Below are 17,849 nucleotides of genomic sequence, written 5' to 3'. Positions count from 1 at the left end.
CCATGTACCAGATCAGGGGGAATCCTGAGCTCTCGACCCGTAGAGGTGGACCCCCTGTTCATTAGCGGCCTCAGGGTTCGCGAGGTCTTCGAGGTTGTCGATTCTGAAGGGTCAGTGGAAGCCCTTCAGATCGTGTTCCTGGATAACTCGTCGGTAGTGATGACGGTCTGGACGGACTGGTCGCTGCTGGTTGACAAGAGGCCGGACCAGGGGATTCCGGACTACCTGTGGCCGAACGGTGAATACACTCAGCGATCGACCTGGTTTGATCTACCGCCAGACGGGCTGGAGATTCTCTCGGTGACTCCGATGGTCGATGAGGTTGGGGCTCTGATGGGCGCCGATATGGTGTTTGAGGGGCGCACCGTCTCGGTCAGGTCGGTTGGCGGTGAGATTGTCGTGTCGATTCGGTAGGGTCGGGAATTCACGACCGAGAGCGACCGCCGGCTCGGACATCCTGTGCTGGGACGCCTCGGGCGACGACCCGGACGCCTGGCCCGTCCTGGTCCACAACCGGGACGGCAACCTTGGCGGCGCTACGACTGCGGCATGGTCGAGTTCCTCGTACGAGTGCTGCGTGCGGGACGGGGGAGCCCGGCCCGTTCGCCGGAATGTTCGGGGACTGAGCACGGCCCGGAGGGGGAGGGGCGCGGCGTCGGTCGCGGCCCTCCCCCTGCCCGTGTCGCTGTGACCGGTACCCGGCTATGCCCGGGTACCGGCTCGTCACATCGGTTCGGGGAAGATGTCGCTGATGCTCCAGGCGACGCTGAAGCAGGGGGCGAAGGCCTCCGTCTCCTGCTCGGTGTCCAGGGTCTGGAGCGCGAGGATCTGGCTCATGGTGGATCTCCTCTTTCCTGTCGGGGTGGTGCCGGTCGGTCACTGCGTACCCGGGCGCGGAGGTGTTCGCCGCCGTGCCCAGGGGTTCGGGGGTGGCTCGTCCGATGACGTCAGGCGGCTGCCCGGAGCGGGGGACGAGCGGGGTGCTCCGCCAGGAGCGGGCCGGCCAGCAGGCGGTGCAGGGCCAGCAGGACACCGGCCCCGCCACTGGACAGATCGGCGGTGAACCGCTGCGAGCCCGCTCCGAGGAAGCGGACACCGCGCCGGTACGGGACGGCGTACTTCAGCAGGCCGGCCGCGGCGCGCACGGCGTCCCCGCGCGCGGCGGCCGTGCCGGTGAGCTCGGCGTGCTCGGTCAGGAACCAGGCCAGTCCGGCCAGCCCCCGGTACAGACCCGCCTCCTTCGTGGCACGCGAGACCCGGATGCCGGCGACCAGCCGCGGCAGTGCCACGGCGCAGCGCTCGTCCGGCGCGGTGGCCACGTAGCGGGTGAGCGCCGTCGCGAGACCGGCGGCGCCCGTGGCCAGGTACGGCATGGCACGGGTGCGCCGGGCGTCGTCGGAGAGGGACAGGGCGCCGTCGTCCAGCGGAAACGTCCGGTCCAGCTCCTCGTGCAGCAGCAGGCGGCCGGCCTCCAGGAAGCGCGCCTCGCCGGTGGCGCGGGCCAGGCGGTGGAGGAAGAGGGCGAGCCCCGAGCGGCCGTGCAGCAGGCCCCGGGCGTCGTGTTCGCCGAGGACGGCCGGCAGGTCGGGGGTGCGCAGCAGGGCATCCCCCGCCGCGGCGGCCCGCTCCAGGTCGCCGCCGTCCCCGGTCTGCCGGTGCAGGGCGAGCCAGCCCAGGCCGACCCCGGCCCGCCCGCCGGCCAGCGTGCCGCAGGAGGCGGTGAGCGGATGGCCGTCGGCGTCCCGGAGCAGGTCGACCGCCTCGTCCAGCCGGCCGAGGCCGGCCAGCACCCGGGCGATGCCGGCCGAGCCGACGAGCAGTCCGGGGGGCAGCGCGTCGCGCAGCGCGAGGGCGTCACGGCGCAGCCGCTCGCCGATCTCCTCCGGTACCGGGGCCCCGGCGCGCCGCAGGGCGTGCACCACCCCGGCCGTGCCGTAGGCCAGGCACACGTTGTTGGTCCGGAACGCCTCGGGCGACGGGGGGAAGGCCCACTCCGGCCGGCCGGCGTCGGCCGCGTCGAGGAGACCCGCGGTCACCTGCTCCGCGAGCCGGGCCAGGCAGCCGCGCGGATCGGCGTCCAGCTCGGCGGGCGAGGGCGGGCGGCCGGGGCCGTCCTGGTCCCGCGGCCGGTCCTCCGCCCGGTGGAAGGCGGTCGCCCGCTGCCACAGGTCGGGCGGCGGAGCCACATCCGCCAGATCGTGCCGCAGGAGTGCGAGGTTGGCGGGCGCGTGCTCGGCGATCTCGTGGAACGGTGCCAGGAAGGCGAGCGCCACCGCCGACGCGCCGTACCGGTCCTGGAGCAGCGGATCGGTGGCGGTCCGGCGCAGGCCGGGCGGCGGGGTGAACCCGGGGGTGCCCATCCCGGACGGGGCCGCGGACAGTGCCGAGGCCGCCTCGAAGTCCACGAGACGGACCCCGCCCGACGGAGTGACCAGGACGTTGCCCAGGCTGAGGTCGCCGAACCGGTGGCCGGCGGCGTGCAGCCGCCCGAGTGAGGCGTCCAGCGAGGCCAGCAGACGGCGGCACGCCTCGTAGTACGCGGCGACGGACCCGGCCGTGCGGTCGGCGAGGGCCAGCGGGGAGGACCGGCTCAGCCAGCCCACCAGCGGCTGCCCCGCGACGTACTCGGTGACGAGGAAGTCGTGCTCCCACTCCGTGAAGTGCTCCAGCGGCTCCGGTCCCACCCCGGGGGCGGCCGCGTGCAGCTCGCGCAGCACCTCGTACTCGTGCCGCAGTCGCTGCCGCGCGTCGCTCCCGTCGAAGACGAGGCCGTTGTGGGCGCGGGCCTCCTTGAGGAAGACGGTGCGGCCGGTCCGCCGGTCGCGGGCCTGGTAGGCGCCACCGGCGTTGCTCAGACGCACCGCGCGGGTCACCTCGTAGTCGCGGATCAGGATCGGCCCAGCGTGCGGCTGCTCCTCCTCCTCGACGAAGGGGTCGGTGATCCCCGCGGGCAACCGGAAGGCGGGCAGCCGCGCGTCCACGACCTCGCGGCCGGCGCCGTCGCGGATCAGCCCCTCGCGGGTGCCGTCGGCCCGGAGCCTGTCGCGGGCGCCGTCGAAGGAGCCGTAGCGGTAGTGGACCGTCCGCGAGTCGCGAAAGCGCCGGTCGCTGAGGACGTACGGCCCCTCCTCCCCGTCGAGCGCGTCACGCAGCCGTTCGAGGAGCCGGCGGGCGGTCGGTGTGTCCGGCGGGTAGACGGCGCAGAACTTTCCCGCCTGGGCCCGCGCGGCGTGCTTGTGATGGAGGAACAGGAAGAAGAGCCGGGCGCTGAGGTGCTTGAACGGCACGCCTTCGGAGAAGCAGATCCCGGCGACCGTGTCGAGCACGTGCTGCGCCCGGTCCAGGCGTGCCGACACGTGGATCTTCCAGCCCTGCCCGGTGAGCCCGGTCCGGGGGCCGCCCCAGACGGTCCAGATGCCCTGAGCGGAGCCGCGCAGGCCCGGCGGCACCTCGCGGGGGACGAAGCGCGGTCCGGGATCGGCCACGCTGGGCAGCGGCACGTAGTATTCCCGGTCCGCGAGCGCCTCGCCGAAGCCTTCGAGCACGGGATCTCCTCACGGGGTGGTGGTGGGCCGCCCTCACGTTCTCGCGCGCCGGAGGCCGGGACCGGCAGGTACGGAGGCGGTTCGGGCGGCGGTAGGCGATGCCGGGGTGCCACAGCGGCGGAGCTGCCGGTTCCACTCGTGAACGGATACGGGTTCGTCTCAACTCCTCTGTTCTGGGGTCGAGTTGGTCGATTCTGGCCTATGTTCGAGTGGCCGCAGCGATTCACGGTTCGCCCAGGAGGTCCGAGTGCAGCCCAGACGCGTCCGCTCCCTCGCCGGAGCGCTCCGCCGCTCTCCTCTGCTCATCGCCCTCGCCTTCGGCTCGCTCCTCGTCGGACTCACCCCCTGGCTCGGGGTGGCGAGCACGAGCCCGACACCCCGGCCGACGCCCGGAGCCCTCGACCAGCAGACGGCACAGCAGTCCCCGCACCACGGCGTGGCCCCGGCGAACGCCATGGAGCCGACGGCTCCCGTCCTCGACCGGACCGGATGGACCGCCACGGCGAGCGACGAGGAGACCGTCAAGGAGAACGGCCGGGCGGCCAACGTCCTCGACGGCAGCACGACCACCCTCTGGCACAGCAGGTACGCGGGGACCCCGGCCCCGCTGCCGCACAGCATCACCATCGACATGCACCGCACGACCGTGGTCTCGGCGCTCGTCTACAAGCCCCGCGCCGTCGGCATCAACGGACGGGTCGGCGAGTACAGCATCAGCGTGAGCACCGACGGCCTGGCCTGGGGGACTCCGGTCGCCACCGGCACCCTCGCGGACGACGGCAGCGCCAAGACCCTCGGATTCGCCCCGCAGGGCGCGCGGTTCGTCCGGCTCACCGCCGTGACCGAGGCCGGCCGGCGCGGCCCGTGGACCTCCGCCGGCGAGATCGACCTCCTCGGCGACCCCGGAACCCCGGCGGCCACCGTCGACCTGCCCAGGACCGGATGGACGGCCACGGCGAGCGACGAGGAGACCGTGAAGGAGAACGGCCGCGCGGCCAACGTCCTCGACGGCGACGCCGCCACCCTCTGGCACAGCAGGTACGCGGGGACCCCGCTCCCGCTGCCGCACAGCATCACCATCGACACGCACCGCACGCAGGCCGTCTCCGCGCTCGTCTACCAGCCCCGCAAGATCGGCGTCAACGGGCGCGCGGGCGCCTACACCGTCACCACCAGCACCGACGGCACCACCTTCGGCGCACCGGTCGCCACGGGCACCTGGCGCGACGACGACACCGTCAAGACCGCCACCTTCACCCGTACCGCCAACGCCCGCTACATACGCCTGACCGTGACCCGCGAGGCCGGCGCCCGAGGGCCCTGGACCTCCGCCGCCGAGATACGGCTGAGCGGACCGGCCGACCCGGCGGCCCACGGCTCCTGGAGCCGGATCACCGGCTTCCCGCTGGTGCCGGTGGCCACCGCCGTCCTGCCGGGCGACAAGCTCCTGGCCTGGTCGGCGTACGCGGTCGACCGCTTCGGCGGCAGCAACGGCTACACCCAGACCGCGATCCTGGACCTCAAGACGGGCAAGGTCACCCAGCGCCGCGTCGACAACACCGGCCACGACATGTTCTGCCCCGGGATAGCGATGCTCGCCGACGGCCGGGTCCTCGTCACCGGCGGCAGCAACGCGGAGAAGGCGAGCATCTACGACCCGGCCACCGACACCTGGTCCGCGACCGGCGACATGAACATCGCACGCGGCTACCAGGCCATGACCCTGCTCTCCACCGGCGAGGCCTTCGTCCTCGGCGGGTCCTGGAGCGGAGCCACGGGCGACAAGTCCGGCGAGGTCTGGTCCCCGGACACCCGCACCTGGCGCAAGCTCCCCGGGGTGCAGGCCGCCCCGGCCCTGACCGCCGACCCGCGCGGCGCCTACCGCGCCGACAACCACATGTGGCTCTACGCCACCTCGGGCGGCAAGGTGCTCCAGCTCGGCCCGAGCAAGCAGATGAACTGGATCACGACCGGCGGGGACGGCGCCATCACCTCCGCCGGCACCCGGGCCGACAGCCAGGACGCCATGACCGGCAACGCCGTCGCGTACGACATCGGCAAGCTGCTCACCCTCGGCGGCTCGCCCGCGTACGAGAACACCGACGCGACCCGTCGCGCGTACACCGTGACCGTCGACGGCACCCAGGTCCGCTCCGCGCGCACGGGCGACATGGGCTTCGCCCGCGCCTTCGGCAACAGCGTCGTCCTGCCCGACGGAAAGGTCGCCGTGTTCGGCGGGCAGTCCTTCCCCGTGCCGTTCAGCGACGCCACGTCCGTGCTGACCCCCGAGCTGTGGGACCCGGCCACCGGACGCTTCACCCCGCTCGCCACCATGGCCATCCCGCGCAACTACCACAGCGTGGCGAACCTGCTGCCCGACGGACGGATCTTCTCCGGCGGCGGCGGCCTCTGCGGCACCTGCGCCACGAACCACGCCGACGGTGCCGTGTTCACCCCGCCCTACCTGCTCAAGGCGGACGGCTCGCCCAAGCCGCGCCCCGTCATCACCGGCGGCGTACCCCCCAGGGCCGCCGCCGGCACCTCGCTCACCGTCGGCACCGGGGGGCCGGTGGCCTCCTTCGTCCTGATGCGGGCCGCGGCCGCCACCCACTCCACGGACAACGACCAGCGGCGCGTCCCGCTGGTGTCCACGGCCACGGGAACCGGCACGTACACGGTGTCCATCCCGGCCGACAAGGGCGTGGTCCTGCCCGGCACCTACATGCTCTTCGCCCTGGACGCCCAGGGGGTGCCGAGCATCGCCCGGTTCCTCACCGTCACCTGACGGCACGGCCGTCCCCGCCGCACGCGCCGGCGGGGACGGTCAGGCGAGGAGACCGAGGCGTGGGCCGCCGCGGGCGTGCAGCCGCCGGAAGAAGCCCAGCACGCCCGCGGAACCGCCGGCCCAGGTGGCACTCGGGCCGGCGAGACCGGTGTCCGGGAACACGGGGCGGGACCAGCTCCCGCCGCTGCGGCTCAGGATGAGCAGGGCGACGGTCCCGGCGGCGTCCCAGAACTCCTCCGACGCCGACGCCGACGCCGACGCCGACGCCTCCGCGACGTCCACCATCAGGTCGCCCACTCCGGCCAGTCCGCAGCACTGCGTGACCAGCGGCATCCTCGGCGCCAGCGCGGCGCAGGCGCGCGCCGCCCGCTGCGCCAGGTCCAAGTAGCCCGGCTCGTCCAGGAGTTCCGCGGCCCGGACGAGGACGGAACCGATGCCGGCCAGGCCCCGGCACCACGAGCCGTAGCGGCGCGTCGCCCCCGGCTCGGCCGCCGCCGCGATGATGTCCGGTGTCACGGCGGCCAGACGCGCTGCGGCCTTCCCGGCGCGGCCGATCGCGTCCGGGTCCCCGGTGACGCCCCCGTACTCCAGCAGGAAGCAGGCGACCCCCGCCTCCCCGTGCGCCACGCCCTCCCGGAGCGCCGCGCCGCCCGCCCCGTCCGCACCGGTCGGGGTCAGCCGCGCGGTGCCCGACGCCAGCATCCGGTCGCAGTCGGCGGCGACGGACAGGTGCAGGTCGGCCATGTGCCCCCGACCGGACCGGAGGGCGTGCCGGGCGAGCAGCAGCCGGCCCAGGCCGATCCCGGCGGCACCCGCGATCAGGTCCGCCTCGGGAGGCCCACCGTCCGGCGCGCGCTCCGGGAGGACGGGATCGCAGTGCCGGCTCACGGTGTCCGTGCCCGCCTCCGCGAGGAAGAGCTCGACGCCGGTGCGCCCCGTGTAGAAGCCGGGCGGCAGGTTCCTGGACTGGTCCGCCGTCCACCGCGCCAACGCGTCGACCGCGGAACGCACGGCGGGCCGGTGCGCGTGGTGGAGGAGTTCGAGACCGAGTCCCGAGCTGCCGCCGTACACGTCGATCGAGGCGGGGACGTTCCGTCGGGCGGCCTGGACCGGGTCCACCATCGCGCGCGCCTCGCCGACGCAGTACGCGGTGGTGTGCTCGATGATCTCGGCCAGCAGGTCGCGGTCGAGGCGGGGTCGTGCGGCCCTCCGCGCGGTCCCGCTCCCGCCGGCGCGCAGGCGGTCGGCGGCGGCGGTCCGTTCAGCCGGGTCGAAGCTCATCAGCCCGGTGACCGACGCCCGGACCTCCCGGTGGGCGCGCCCGGGCAGCGCCCACGCCAGGCAGGCCAGCGTCCTGTCCCGGTTGGTCCCGGGGTCGGTGTCGACGATCACCGGGTCCAGGCCGGTGGCGGCGAAGAAGAGGGTCGCCCCGAGCGCGTAGTAGTCGTCGGCGGGGACGGCCGGCCCGGTCGCGCGCAGCACCGGTTCGCCGTATCCGGGGGTCGCCCCTCCCGGACCGGTGCCGTCCCGCTCGCTGATCCCGAAGTCGACGACGTGGCAGAGTCCGGGGCCCGAGTCGTCGAGCACGACGTTGTCGGGCTTGAGGTCGCGGACGACCACGCTCCGGGCGTGGGCCGCGTCCAGGATGCCGAGGAGGCGGGAGGCGAGGGCGGACAGGGAGCGCGCGGGCCGGGCGCCGTCGTCCCGGTAGGGGCCGTCGCGCAGGATCTCTCCGCGCAGGTTCCGGTCGCCGCACCTGCTCATCACCAGGTACTCGTCCGACCGGTGGGCGAAGTAGTCCAGTGCGCGGGGGACCCCGGTGACGCCGTCGAGCGCGGTGAGGACCGCGTGCTCGTTGCGGAGTCGGTGGCGGGAGTCCGTACCGGAGGCGTCCTCGCCGACGAAGGCCCTGGCCTGTTTGACCACGACGGGCCGCCCGAGGGTGCGGTCGACCGCGCGGTACACGTTGCCCCGGGGGCTGCGCGCGATGCCGGCGGTGACGGTGTAGCGTCCGCCGCCGATGCCGGGCGCGGACGGCGCCTCGGCGCGTCCGGATCCGGTCGCGAAGGGGTCCTCGGCCCAGGGCGGGCACCGGTAGCGGCCGACGGCCAGGCCGTCGAAGATCCGGCCGTCCGGGCCGGTCATGACGGATTCGAGCCGCCCGCTCCGGCCGGTCCGGTAGTCGCCCGTGAAGGGGCCGTAGCGGTAGTAGACCGGTGCTCTCGGGTCGACCCGCCGGTCGCTGACGACTCGCGGGGCCTCCCGGTCGCGCAGTACGGCGGCGAGCTCCAGGGCGACCTCGACCACGGTGCCGGACGCGGGGTAGACGGTGATCGCCTTGCCGACGGCTCCGGGGCTCACCACACCGGAGTTGAGGCGGCGGAGGGTCTCCGCGTCACGGGCGTACTTCGCGTGACAGACGTACCGGGACAGGACCGGCAGGACGAGCCGGAGCACGGTGTCGAGGTCGTCGGGGCGCGCGGAGACGTGCAGTTTCCAGCCGTGTTCCATCGCCGGCATCCGCGGATCGTTGAGATACGACCAGGTGCCGTCGGACCACCCGCTGCGGCCGGCGATGGAGACGGCCACCGCTACGAGTTCAGGTCACACGCGAAGCGGGTGGTGGCGGTCACCCAGGGGTCGGCGAGACACGCGGTGTGTTCGCGGTCGCTGCGGTCGTCGTCCTCGAACGCGATCGCCTCGTCGTCGATCTCCAGGGGACCCGCGTCGCGGATTCCGGCGCTTTCCAGCAGATCCGGCACGGCTAAGGGCATGTGACGCCTCCAGGTGGTGTCGTGCGCTGAGGAACAGGGGACGGCCGGACCGGGCCGGTGGACCCGCTGGGCCGGGACTCGCTGAACCAAGGTAGGGAGGCGGTGAACTCCCTGACAAGGGACAGGAGAGAAACGATTCTCCAGACGCTCAGGACTGCGGCACGGTGTTGACGTAGTCGGTGCCGGCGCTGTGGAAGCCGTCCACCGCCTTCTGGACGTCCGCCGCGGAGACCGCCTCGTCGGCCTTGTAGTAGACCCAGTCGACCTTCATGTCCCAGGTCCGCTCGCCACCGGCGAAGGGAAGGTCGATGAACCAGTTGCTGAAGTGGATGTCCATCTTCTCGCGCGGGACGTACGTGCCGGAGCTGGTGAAGAGGACCTTGCCGTCCAGCGCGTAGACGACCTTCCCGCCCATCGCGGTGATCACCATCGTGTGCCAGCCCCCGAGGGGCCGCTTGAGGCTGTGGCTGACCCGGTCCGGCGGATCGGCCCTGTACCAGCTGACGTTGTCGAGCTGCGGACCCACCGAGCCCCAGCCGCCGTTCGGCAGGTACTCGAAGTCGAGCTCGCTGTAGTTCTCCGAGGAGTCCGCCGGGGAGATCGGGAAGAAGGTCTGGACGACGTGGTCGCCGTCGCGGCCGCTCGTGGGCTCGTCGCTGAGGTGGATCCGGGCGGCGTACGTCCCCGTGAAGAAGTTCGTGCCGGTGGTCTGCACCTCGACCTGCTCCGTGCCCGGCTCGGTGCCGTCGGTCGAGGACCGCAGCCGCAGGACCGTGCCCCCCTGGGCGGTCGTGTCGGAGACGAAGCCGGCGCCGGTGGCGCCCCAGGTGTCCTTGATCCCCGGGCCGCCCCCGCCCGTACGGATCTCCCAGCCGTGCGCGCCGAGCGCGGGGTCGTCCGCGCCGCTGTAGTGGAAGTCGTCGAACAGGGTTCCCGGCGGTCCGGACGGACTCGGCGAGGCGTCCCGTGCCGGCGCGGCGGCGTCGGCGCCCCCCTCGGACGCGGGCCCGGCGGAACAGGCGGCGAGGACGCACAGGGCGGCGGGCAGCGTGAGCACGGCCCACGCGCGGCGTCGGGTGCGGCGGGACTGGCTCACACAGGCTCCTTGGGGTGCAGAGGCGGCATTCGGACACGCCCGTCGCATGCGGATCACTCGCTGATCCCGTGAATCGAGGGGTCATCCTAGCGAAGGCTTCAAGCCATTTCGCCCGCGCGACCGACCCGTCCATCCTTCGGACGGAGAGCGCCTGTTCGACATACCGATCCGGTTACGACGCTCGAACAGATCATGTCAAATATGCGCATCACGCTCCAATCGCTCCCCGTCGTGCGCTACGGTCCGCTCTACGCTTCAGCGGTCTCCACACCCTGCACAAAAAGGCCACACAAGATGCGCCAAGCCACCACACCCTTCGGGCATGCACCGGCGTACCCGGCGCACCTCGACGTGTCCGAAATGCATGGGGTGTCGCACGGGGTGATGCACGAGGTATCGCACGGGGTGTCGCCCGAGGTGGAGCCTGCTCCGGCACCGGTGTTCGTCGACCAGTCGGGTCTGCGCAGCCGCCTGTTCCGGCGCTTCGGCTGGCCGGTCTCCGTGGTCGGCGCGATTCTGGCCGCCGCCATGGGCGGGAGCCTGATCGGCGTGCAGTCGGACGCCCCGGCGATGGGGATACCGCCGAAACCCTCGTTCGTGCCCACCATGTCGCACGTGTCGCCCGCCCGCCCCTAGCAGGCTCGGTCGGCGACACCCGACCCGGAACATCCGGCCGTCACGCCGCACCTCGTGACACGCCGCCACCGTCGTGCCGCCCGGAGCAGAGCCGGCGGGACGGCCCAGCGTGCCTGATCGTCCGCACCACCCATCTCCAGGAGCGTCCTTGTCCCGCCACCAGCGTCGTCGGCAGTCCCTGCTGAGGCCGCGCCGACTGGCTGCGCCGCCGCTGCGCTTCTTCATGCCGCTGTCCCTGCTGGCCTGCCTGCTCGCGCTCCTGGTCCTGCGCGGCCTCGCCACGAACGAGGCGTTCCACGACACCCGGATCGCGACCTCGGTCGACAAGACGACCGTGCCGGGGAACCTGCTCAAGGGCGGCCCGATCGTCGACGCGCGCGGCGCCAAGAACGAGCACCCGGAGAGTTATCGGATCCCCGACCACACCGTGGTCCTGAGCTTCGACGACGGCCCCTCGCCGGAGTGGACCCCGAAGATCCTGGACGTGCTCGCGGCCCACCGCATCCACGCCGTCTTCTTCGTGACCGGTGCGATGACCACGCGCCACCCGGAGCTGATCCGGCAGATCGTCGCGGGCGGCCACGAGATCGGCGTGCACACCTTCACCCACCCCGACCTGGCGTACCAGTCCCGGGCCAGGATCAGCTGGGAGCTGGCGCAGACGCAGCTGGCGCTGGCCGGCGTCGCGGGCGTCCACAGCGCGCTGTTCCGCCCGCCGTACTCCTCCGAGGCCTCGGCGCTCGACGACTGGAACTACCCGGTGATCAAGTACGTGGGCGCGCACGGCTACCTCACCGCGTTCATCGACCGGGACACCGACGACTGGAAGCGCCCGGGCGTCGACGCGATCGTGAAGGCGGCGCTGCCGCGCAGGCCCGGCGCGGGGGAGCTGATCCTGCTGCACGACGCGGGCGGCGACCGCACCGAGACCATCGACGCGCTCGAGCAGATCATCGGCAAGCTGCAGGGCGAGGGGTACCGCTTCGCCACCATCTCCGAGGCCCTCGGCGCCTCGAACGCCACCGTGCCGGTCCACGGCTACCAGCTGTGGGCGGGCAAGGGATTCATCTGGGCCAGCCACGTCGCCGTGCTCACCCTGCCGGTCCTGGTCGGACTGCTGGCCCTCGTCGGCTTCCTCAACTTCGGCCGCTTCGCCCTGATGCTCGTCCTGGCACCGCTCCACGCCCGGCGCTCCCGGCGGCGGAACGCCTGGGGAGCCCCCGTCACCGAGCCGGTCACCGTCCTCGTCCCGGCCTACAACGAGCGCGAGTGCATCGCGAACACCCTCAACTCGCTGGCCGCCAGCGACTATCCGATCGAGGTCATCGTCGTCGACGACGGCTCCACGGACGGCACCGCGGACATCGTCGAGGAGATGAACCTGCCGTTCGTCCGGCTGATCCGCCAGGTCAACGGCGGCAAGTCCAGCGCGCTCAACACCGGCATCGCGGCCGCGTCGCACGAGATCATCGTGATGATGGACGGCGACACCGTCTTCGAGCCGTCCACCGTGCGCGAGCTGGTCCAGCCGTTCGGCGACCGGTCCATCGGCGCGGTCGCGGGCAACGCCAAGGTCGGCAACCGCGAGAGCCTGATCGGCGCCTGGCAGCACATCGAGTACGTCCTCGGCCACAACCTGGACCGCCGGATGTACGACATGCTCAACGTCATCCCGACCATCCCCGGCGCGGTCGGCGCCTTCCGCAAGGAGGCCCTGCGGCGGGTCGGCGGAATGAGCGACGACACGCTCGCCGAGGACACCGACATCACCATGGCGGTGCTCTGCGACGGCTGGCGCATCGTCTACGCCGAGCGGGCCCGCGCCTGGACCGAGGCTCCCGCGAGCCTCCCGCAGCTCTGGTCGCAGCGGTACCGCTGGAGCTACGGCAGCATGCAGGCGATGTGGAAGCACCGCCGCGCCGTGACGTCCCGCGGACCGGCCGGGCGCTTCGGCCGCGTGGGGCTGCCGCTCGTCGTGCTGTTCGGCGTGGTCGCCCCGCTCCTCGCGCCGCTCGTCGACCTGTTCCTGCTGTACGGCGTGCTGTTCGCGGACGCCCCGATCACCCTCGCCAGCTGGGCCGGCTTCATCCTGCTCCAGGCCGCACTGTCCTGGTACGCCTTCCGGCTCGACGGCGAGAAGCCCCTGCATCTGATCAGCCTGCCGATCCAGCAGCTGGTCTACCGGCAGCTGATGTACATCGTCCTGTTGCAGTCCGCGATCACGGCGCTGACCGGTGGCCGACTGCGCTGGCAGAAGCTCCGGCGCACCGGCGAGGTCGCCGCACCGGTGGAGGCCTGACCATGACCGCGTCCTTCGAGTTCGGGGGCACCCAGGACACCGTCCGGCTGAGGATCCCCGTCGCCCTGCGGCGGGAGTCCGAGTCGGAGCCGGTGGCACCGGCCCCGCGCAAGGGCGGCCGGGACCGCTATCTCGACCTGCTGCGCGCGCTGGCGCTGGTCCGTGTGGTGCTCTACCACAACTTCGGCTGGTTCTGGCTGCCCATCGTCTTCCCGTCGATGGGCGTGATGTTCGCGCTGGCCGGGTCGCTGATGACACGCTCGCTGAGCCGTCCGGCCCTCGGTGTCATCCGGGGCAGGCTGCGCCGACTGCTGCCGCCGATGTGGCTGTTCGGCGGGGTCATGCTCACCATCGAGATCCTCGACGGCTGGGGGCCCGACGCCGAGGGCCACCCCGGCTGGTGGTGGGGCAAGCTGCTGTTCTGGTTCGTGCCGCTGAGCACTCCGCCGTACGCCGACTCGCTGAACGGCTTCGACCATCTCGTGGGCCAGGGCTGGGCGGCACAGGTCATCGTCCCGCTCTGGTACCTCCGCGCGTACCTCTGGTTCGTCCTGCTCTCACCGCTGATGCTGTGGGCGCTGCGGCGGATGCCGGTGGTGACGCTGGCCGCGCCGATCGCCCTGTCGATCGTCATGAACACGTTCTTCATCGACCAGGAGTTCGTCTACAGCCGGGTCTGGGAGACCGCGACCGACTTCGCCACCTTCGGCTCCTGCTGGATCCTCGGCATGGCCCACCAGGAGGGCCTGCTCAAGAAGATCCCGCAGTACGTCGTGCCGTCCATCGCGCCACTGATCATGGTGGCCGGCTGGTGGTACCTGCAGACCCGCCCGGTCGATCCGACCGTGCCCACGGACATCGAGAGCTGGCCGATCGCCCAGGCCCTGTGGTCCTTCGGCTTCGTCGCCCTCCTGCTCCACGTCAGCCCCTCCTGGGAAGAGTGGCCCAGACCGCTGGAGCGCTGGAACGGCCTGGTCAGCCTGCTCAACGCACGCGCCGTCAGCGTCTACCTCTGGCACGAGACCGCGCTGGTGGCCGCCATCCCCCTGATCGACCCCCTCTGGTCCGTCGGCTTCTTCTACGAGCACGGCCAGTGGCTGCTGACCAGCCAGTGGTTCCCGCTGCTGGTGGCGATCCCCCTGATCGCCCTGCTGGTGCTGACCTTCGGCTGGGTCGAGGACGTGGCGGCCAAGCGCCCGCCGCGCCTCTTCCCGTACCCGCGCCGCACCCGCACCCGGGGCCGACGCCGGGCCGGTGCCTGAGGCGGGTCACGGGTGAGGGAGGGGGCCGACCCGCCGCGGCGGGCGGCCCCGGTTGTGGCTCGACCCGCCGTGACGGGTCGGCCCGGTCGTGGCTCGGAGGAGCAGGCGGCGCGGGGAGGCGCAACCTCGGGGCGGGTCGCGCGTCCACCGACAGGGACGGCTCCCCCTTCGAGCCCCAACTGACCGAAGCGGCCCAGCGAGAGGCCGGAGCGGCCCTCATCGAGGCCTTCTTCCGGCGACACCTGGCCCGCTGACCGGCCCGCTGACCGGCCCGCTGACCGGCCCGCTGACCGGCCCGCTGACCGGCCCGCCGGCCGGTACACGGGCTCTTCGCCCGTGTACCGGCCGGACTCGGCGCGCGCTACGACACCAGGCCCTGCCCCTCAAGCTCCGTCAGGCGCACGGTGCACAGTCCGCCGCGCTCGTTCGTCACCTCCGTCACCTTCAGCTGGGTGCCGGGCGTCAGGATGTACTCCTCCTCGCCCGTGAACGCGGAGAACCGGCGGATGCCCACCGCGCGCGCCGGCGTCACCTCGAACAGGGTCCGCCTGCCCCGGCTCCCGAGGAACGCCCGGGCCACGCCCGGCTCGGACGTGCACGACGAGACGCCCCACCAGGTCACCGTGCGGCCCAGCGGATACTGGGACCGCAGGTCGAGGGCCACACCCCGCCACAAGGGCTGCTTCCGTACCGGCAGGTCGGCGACGGCGGAGAACAGCAGACGCAGGTACGGCAGGTACGGCACGAGGCGCTCCCGGTCCGGGGACCGCAGCACCGCGTTGATCTCGCGGTAGAACGCCGACTCGCACGTGTACAGGTACAGCGCCGAGATCGCGTCCGCGGACAGACCGCTCCCCGCCTCCGCCACCTTGGCCTCCGCGAAGCGGCTCGACCGCTCCACGTACCGGTCGAGGTTCTTGAGGACCTTCGTCACCGGCTCGACCGCCGTCCGGAAGTCCAGCACCGGTGTGTCGAACACCCCGGTGATCGGCGGCAGGACGAGCCCCTCGTCCTTGACGCTCGTGAGCCGCTCCAGATAGAGCTGGTGCAGCTCCATCGTCGACGCGATGAACGCGCCCATCCGCTGGGAGCCGGCGGCCTCCGTCGTGTTCCGGTCCCAGCCCCTGCTCGGCAGCCAGTCGACCGGCTCGGCCCCCACCGCCGCCAGGGCGTCGTTCACCTGGGCGAAGTGGTCCCCCTCGCAGAAGACGTCCCCCTGTGCCGCCGGGTTCACGTGGTCCAGGTGCCGCACCTCGACCCCCGGGTACTTCTTCTCCAGCCGCTGGACCACCCGCTTCAGGCTCCGGGCGTGCGCCCCCCACCAGGCGAACACCACCCCGCGGTCCTCCTCCTCGGCGTCCTGCTTCGCCCGGAGGATCTCCTCGACGATCTGCTCGGCCACCGGCCGCCAGAAGGCGGTGTGCCGATCGGTCGGCACCGCCCCGTCCGCACTCGCGGTGAGCGAGGCGTTCAGCAGGAGCACGCCCTGGGTCAGCATCGCCTGGAACCACTCCGGCGGCTGGACCGTGTCCTCCTTCTTCAGGAGCGACCGGACATCGGCGATCGGGGTCTTCTTGGCGACGCCGTACTTCCACATCGCGGCCGCCTTGATGATGCAGCGAATGCTCACCACCCGGCCGAACTGGCTGTCCTTCCAGTCGTGGAAGGTGTTGTCGAACATCGCGATGCCGGTCGCGCTCTCCGCCCGCGGGTACGGGTTCTGCCCGAAGGCGACCACCTTCCACTTGTGAGGAGGGTGCGGCTTGAGCGCCTGGAACGTCAGCTCGCGGACCGGCACCACCTCCGGGCTCCGCTTCGTGCCGATGAAGGCGCCGGCCCCCGGCTGTGCCTCGATCACCGGGGCGAGCAGCGGCAGCCACGGCTCACCACCCCCCTTGAACAGCTCGGCGAGACCCAGGGGGTCCACCGAGGACGGGGGCTCGGCAGGGACCGGAGCCGAGGGAGCCTCGACGGGCGAGGCGGCGGCTGAAGGTGTGGGGGAGTCGGCCGGCGCGGAGGCAGGAGGTGTGGGGGAGTCGGCCGGTGCGGAGCCGGAAGGCGCCGGGGAGCCGGCCGGTGCGGGGGAGGGAGCCGACGGTGCCGGGACCTTGATCCGCACCCGCTGCGCCGCCCCCGCGCCCTCGATGTCCTCCAACTGCCCCAGTACCGCCGCCCGCAACGCGTCGTAGTCCGCGAACCCGTGGTCGTGGAACAGGGTGAACCCCGTCCACATCAGATTGGCGCACACGCCCGCGGGCACCTGCCCCGTCCGCGCGCCCATCCCGACCAGCGCCACCGAGCGGATGCTGCCGGGCTTCGCCAGGTTCCGCAGGTGGATCGCCTGGAACGCCGCCGCGCACGCCAGTGCCACGTTCATCGTCTCGCTGACGTCCTGCGAGGACTGCCGCATCGTCGGGGTCGAGATCAGATACCTCGGCACGGACGCCCCGGAGGGGACGCACACCGCGCTGCCCACCGGCAGACTCCCGCCGAACCGCTCGCGGATCGCCCGCTGCACCCGCACCTGCACACCGGCACCGAGATGCCGCTTGACGACGGCATCGACCCCGCCGTCCATCCGGCCCTTCGCGTTGGTGGGGGAGACCCACGCGTCGACGTCCACGTCGAGAAGAGAACCCTGCCGGATCTCGACCTCGGGCGTGTCCGCGAAAGCGGACCGCCAGGCCTCCACCACCTCGTCGTTGACGTCGACGAGAACGACCTTCAGGTCACGCTCGACACCCACGATTTCCCCCTCTCGTGCACCCTTGCGAACGATCTCGAAGCTATCGCCCGCCACTGACAACGCCCGTGAGCCGTGTCTCATCGCACCGGTCCGCCTTGCTATGCAACTCGTTGCATAGCAAGATCCTCCGCATGGCGCTCGACCACGCGATCCTCGTGTCCCTGCTCGAGAAGCCCGGATCCGGCTACGAGCTGGCCCGGCGCTTCGAGCGGTCCATCGGATACTTCTGGACCGCCACCCACCAGCAGATCTACCGCGTGCTCAAGCGCATGGAGAGCGACGGCTGGGTGGACGTCCGGGACGTGCCGCAGCAGGGGCGTCCCGACAAGAAGGAGTACTCCGTCGCGGGGCCCGGACGGGACGCGCTCTCCGCGTGGCTGCAGGCGCCGATCGAGCCCGAGAGCGTGCGGCACGACCTCGCGGTGAAGATCCGGGGCGCCGCCTTCGACGATCCGGCCGCGCTGATCGGCGAGGTCGAGCGGCACCGGCAGGCGCACACCGACCGGCTCGACCACTACCTCGCGGGCGAGGCCCGGGACTTCCCGCCGGCCGGGACGGACGTCCCGCTCGACGCCGAGCGGGAGCTCCAGCACGCCGTGCTGCGCGGCGGCGTCGCGTACGAGCGGATGATGATCGCCTGGCTCGACGACGTCCTCGCCACCCTCGCGCGCTTCCGGACCGGGTGCTGACCCCGGCACCCACCCCT

11 protein-coding genes are annotated in these 17,849 nt (G+C 72.4%); 6 read left to right on the top strand and 5 right to left on the bottom strand.

Annotated features, from left to right (window positions below; genetic code table 11):
- Positions 1 to 45: 45 nt before the first annotated feature.
- Positions 46 to 414 (top strand): hypothetical protein, encoded by a 369-nt coding sequence (locus ABTY59_RS34100; protein ID WP_352022999.1) that lies wholly within the window; start codon positions 46 to 48, stop codon positions 412 to 414.
- A gap of 533 nt (positions 415 to 947) precedes the next feature.
- Here the strand turns inward: ABTY59_RS34100 and lanKC are convergent.
- Entirely contained in the window at positions 948 to 3,545 is a 2,598-nt protein-coding gene (lanKC, locus tag ABTY59_RS34095) for a class III lanthionine synthetase LanKC (RefSeq protein ID WP_352022998.1), read from the bottom strand.
- Between the two features lie 247 nt (positions 3,546 to 3,792).
- Between lanKC and ABTY59_RS34090 the strand changes: the two genes are divergently transcribed.
- The gene (locus ABTY59_RS34090) at positions 3,793 to 6,330 is read left to right on the top strand and encodes a galactose oxidase family protein (RefSeq protein ID WP_352022997.1); all 2,538 of its coding nucleotides are present in this window, start codon (positions 3,793 to 3,795) and stop codon (positions 6,328 to 6,330) included.
- Between the two features lie 39 nt (positions 6,331 to 6,369).
- On the opposite strand, the gene lanL is transcribed toward ABTY59_RS34090, so the two are convergent.
- The 3 genes from lanL to ABTY59_RS34075 form a co-directional block, all read right to left on the bottom strand.
- The gene (gene lanL / locus ABTY59_RS34085) at positions 6,370 to 8,919 is read right to left on the bottom strand and encodes a class IV lanthionine synthetase LanL (protein WP_352022996.1); all 2,550 of its coding nucleotides are present in this window, start codon (positions 8,917 to 8,919) and stop codon (positions 6,370 to 6,372) included.
- Positions 8,920 to 8,921: 2 nt separating this feature from the next.
- Positions 8,922 to 9,092, bottom strand: a complete 171-nt coding sequence (locus tag ABTY59_RS34080) for an SflA family class IV lanthipeptide (RefSeq protein WP_502995461.1) — start codon at positions 9,090 to 9,092, stop codon at positions 8,922 to 8,924.
- A gap of 160 nt (positions 9,093 to 9,252) precedes the next feature.
- Complete coding sequence (locus tag ABTY59_RS34075) at positions 9,253 to 10,200, bottom strand: glycoside hydrolase family 16 protein (protein WP_352022994.1); 948 nt, start codon at positions 10,198 to 10,200, stop codon at positions 9,253 to 9,255.
- Between the two features lie 201 nt (positions 10,201 to 10,401).
- Between ABTY59_RS34075 and ABTY59_RS34070 the strand changes: the two genes are divergently transcribed.
- The 3 genes from ABTY59_RS34070 to ABTY59_RS34060 all read left to right on the top strand — a co-directional run bounded on the left by ABTY59_RS34070 (position 10,402) and on the right by ABTY59_RS34060 (position 14,397).
- Positions 10,402 to 10,836: a hypothetical protein gene (locus ABTY59_RS34070; RefSeq protein ID WP_352022993.1), complete on the top strand. Its 435-nt coding sequence runs from the start codon at positions 10,402 to 10,404 to the stop codon at positions 10,834 to 10,836.
- A 211-nt stretch (positions 10,837 to 11,047) separates the two neighbouring features.
- Positions 11,048 to 13,135, top strand: coding sequence for a bifunctional polysaccharide deacetylase/glycosyltransferase family 2 protein (locus ABTY59_RS34065; RefSeq protein ID WP_502995463.1), 2,088 nt, complete (start codon positions 11,048 to 11,050; stop codon positions 13,133 to 13,135).
- A 2-nt stretch (positions 13,136 to 13,137) separates the two neighbouring features.
- Complete coding sequence (locus tag ABTY59_RS34060) at positions 13,138 to 14,397, top strand: acyltransferase family protein (protein ID WP_352022992.1); 1,260 nt, start codon at positions 13,138 to 13,140, stop codon at positions 14,395 to 14,397.
- 361 nt (positions 14,398 to 14,758) lie between these two features.
- Here the strand turns inward: ABTY59_RS34060 and ABTY59_RS34055 are convergent, their stop codons facing one another.
- Positions 14,759 to 17,143 (bottom strand): ADP-ribosyltransferase domain-containing protein, encoded by a 2,385-nt coding sequence (locus tag ABTY59_RS34055; protein ID WP_352022991.1) that lies wholly within the window; start codon positions 17,141 to 17,143, stop codon positions 14,759 to 14,761.
- Positions 17,144 to 17,274: 131 nt separating this feature from the next.
- On the opposite strand from ABTY59_RS34055, the gene ABTY59_RS34050 reads away from it, so the two are divergent.
- Positions 17,275 to 17,832, top strand: coding sequence for a PadR family transcriptional regulator (locus ABTY59_RS34050; protein ID WP_352022990.1), 558 nt, complete (start codon positions 17,275 to 17,277; stop codon positions 17,830 to 17,832).
- Positions 17,833 to 17,849 lie beyond the last annotated feature (17 nt).

It is taken from the genome of Streptomyces sp. NPDC096079 (assembly GCF_040303145.1).
GTDB lineage: Bacteria > Actinomycetota > Actinomycetes > Streptomycetales > Streptomycetaceae > Streptomyces.
Note: the sequence above shows the minus strand (reverse complement) of the source record. Positions and strands in the feature narration are given on the sequence as shown.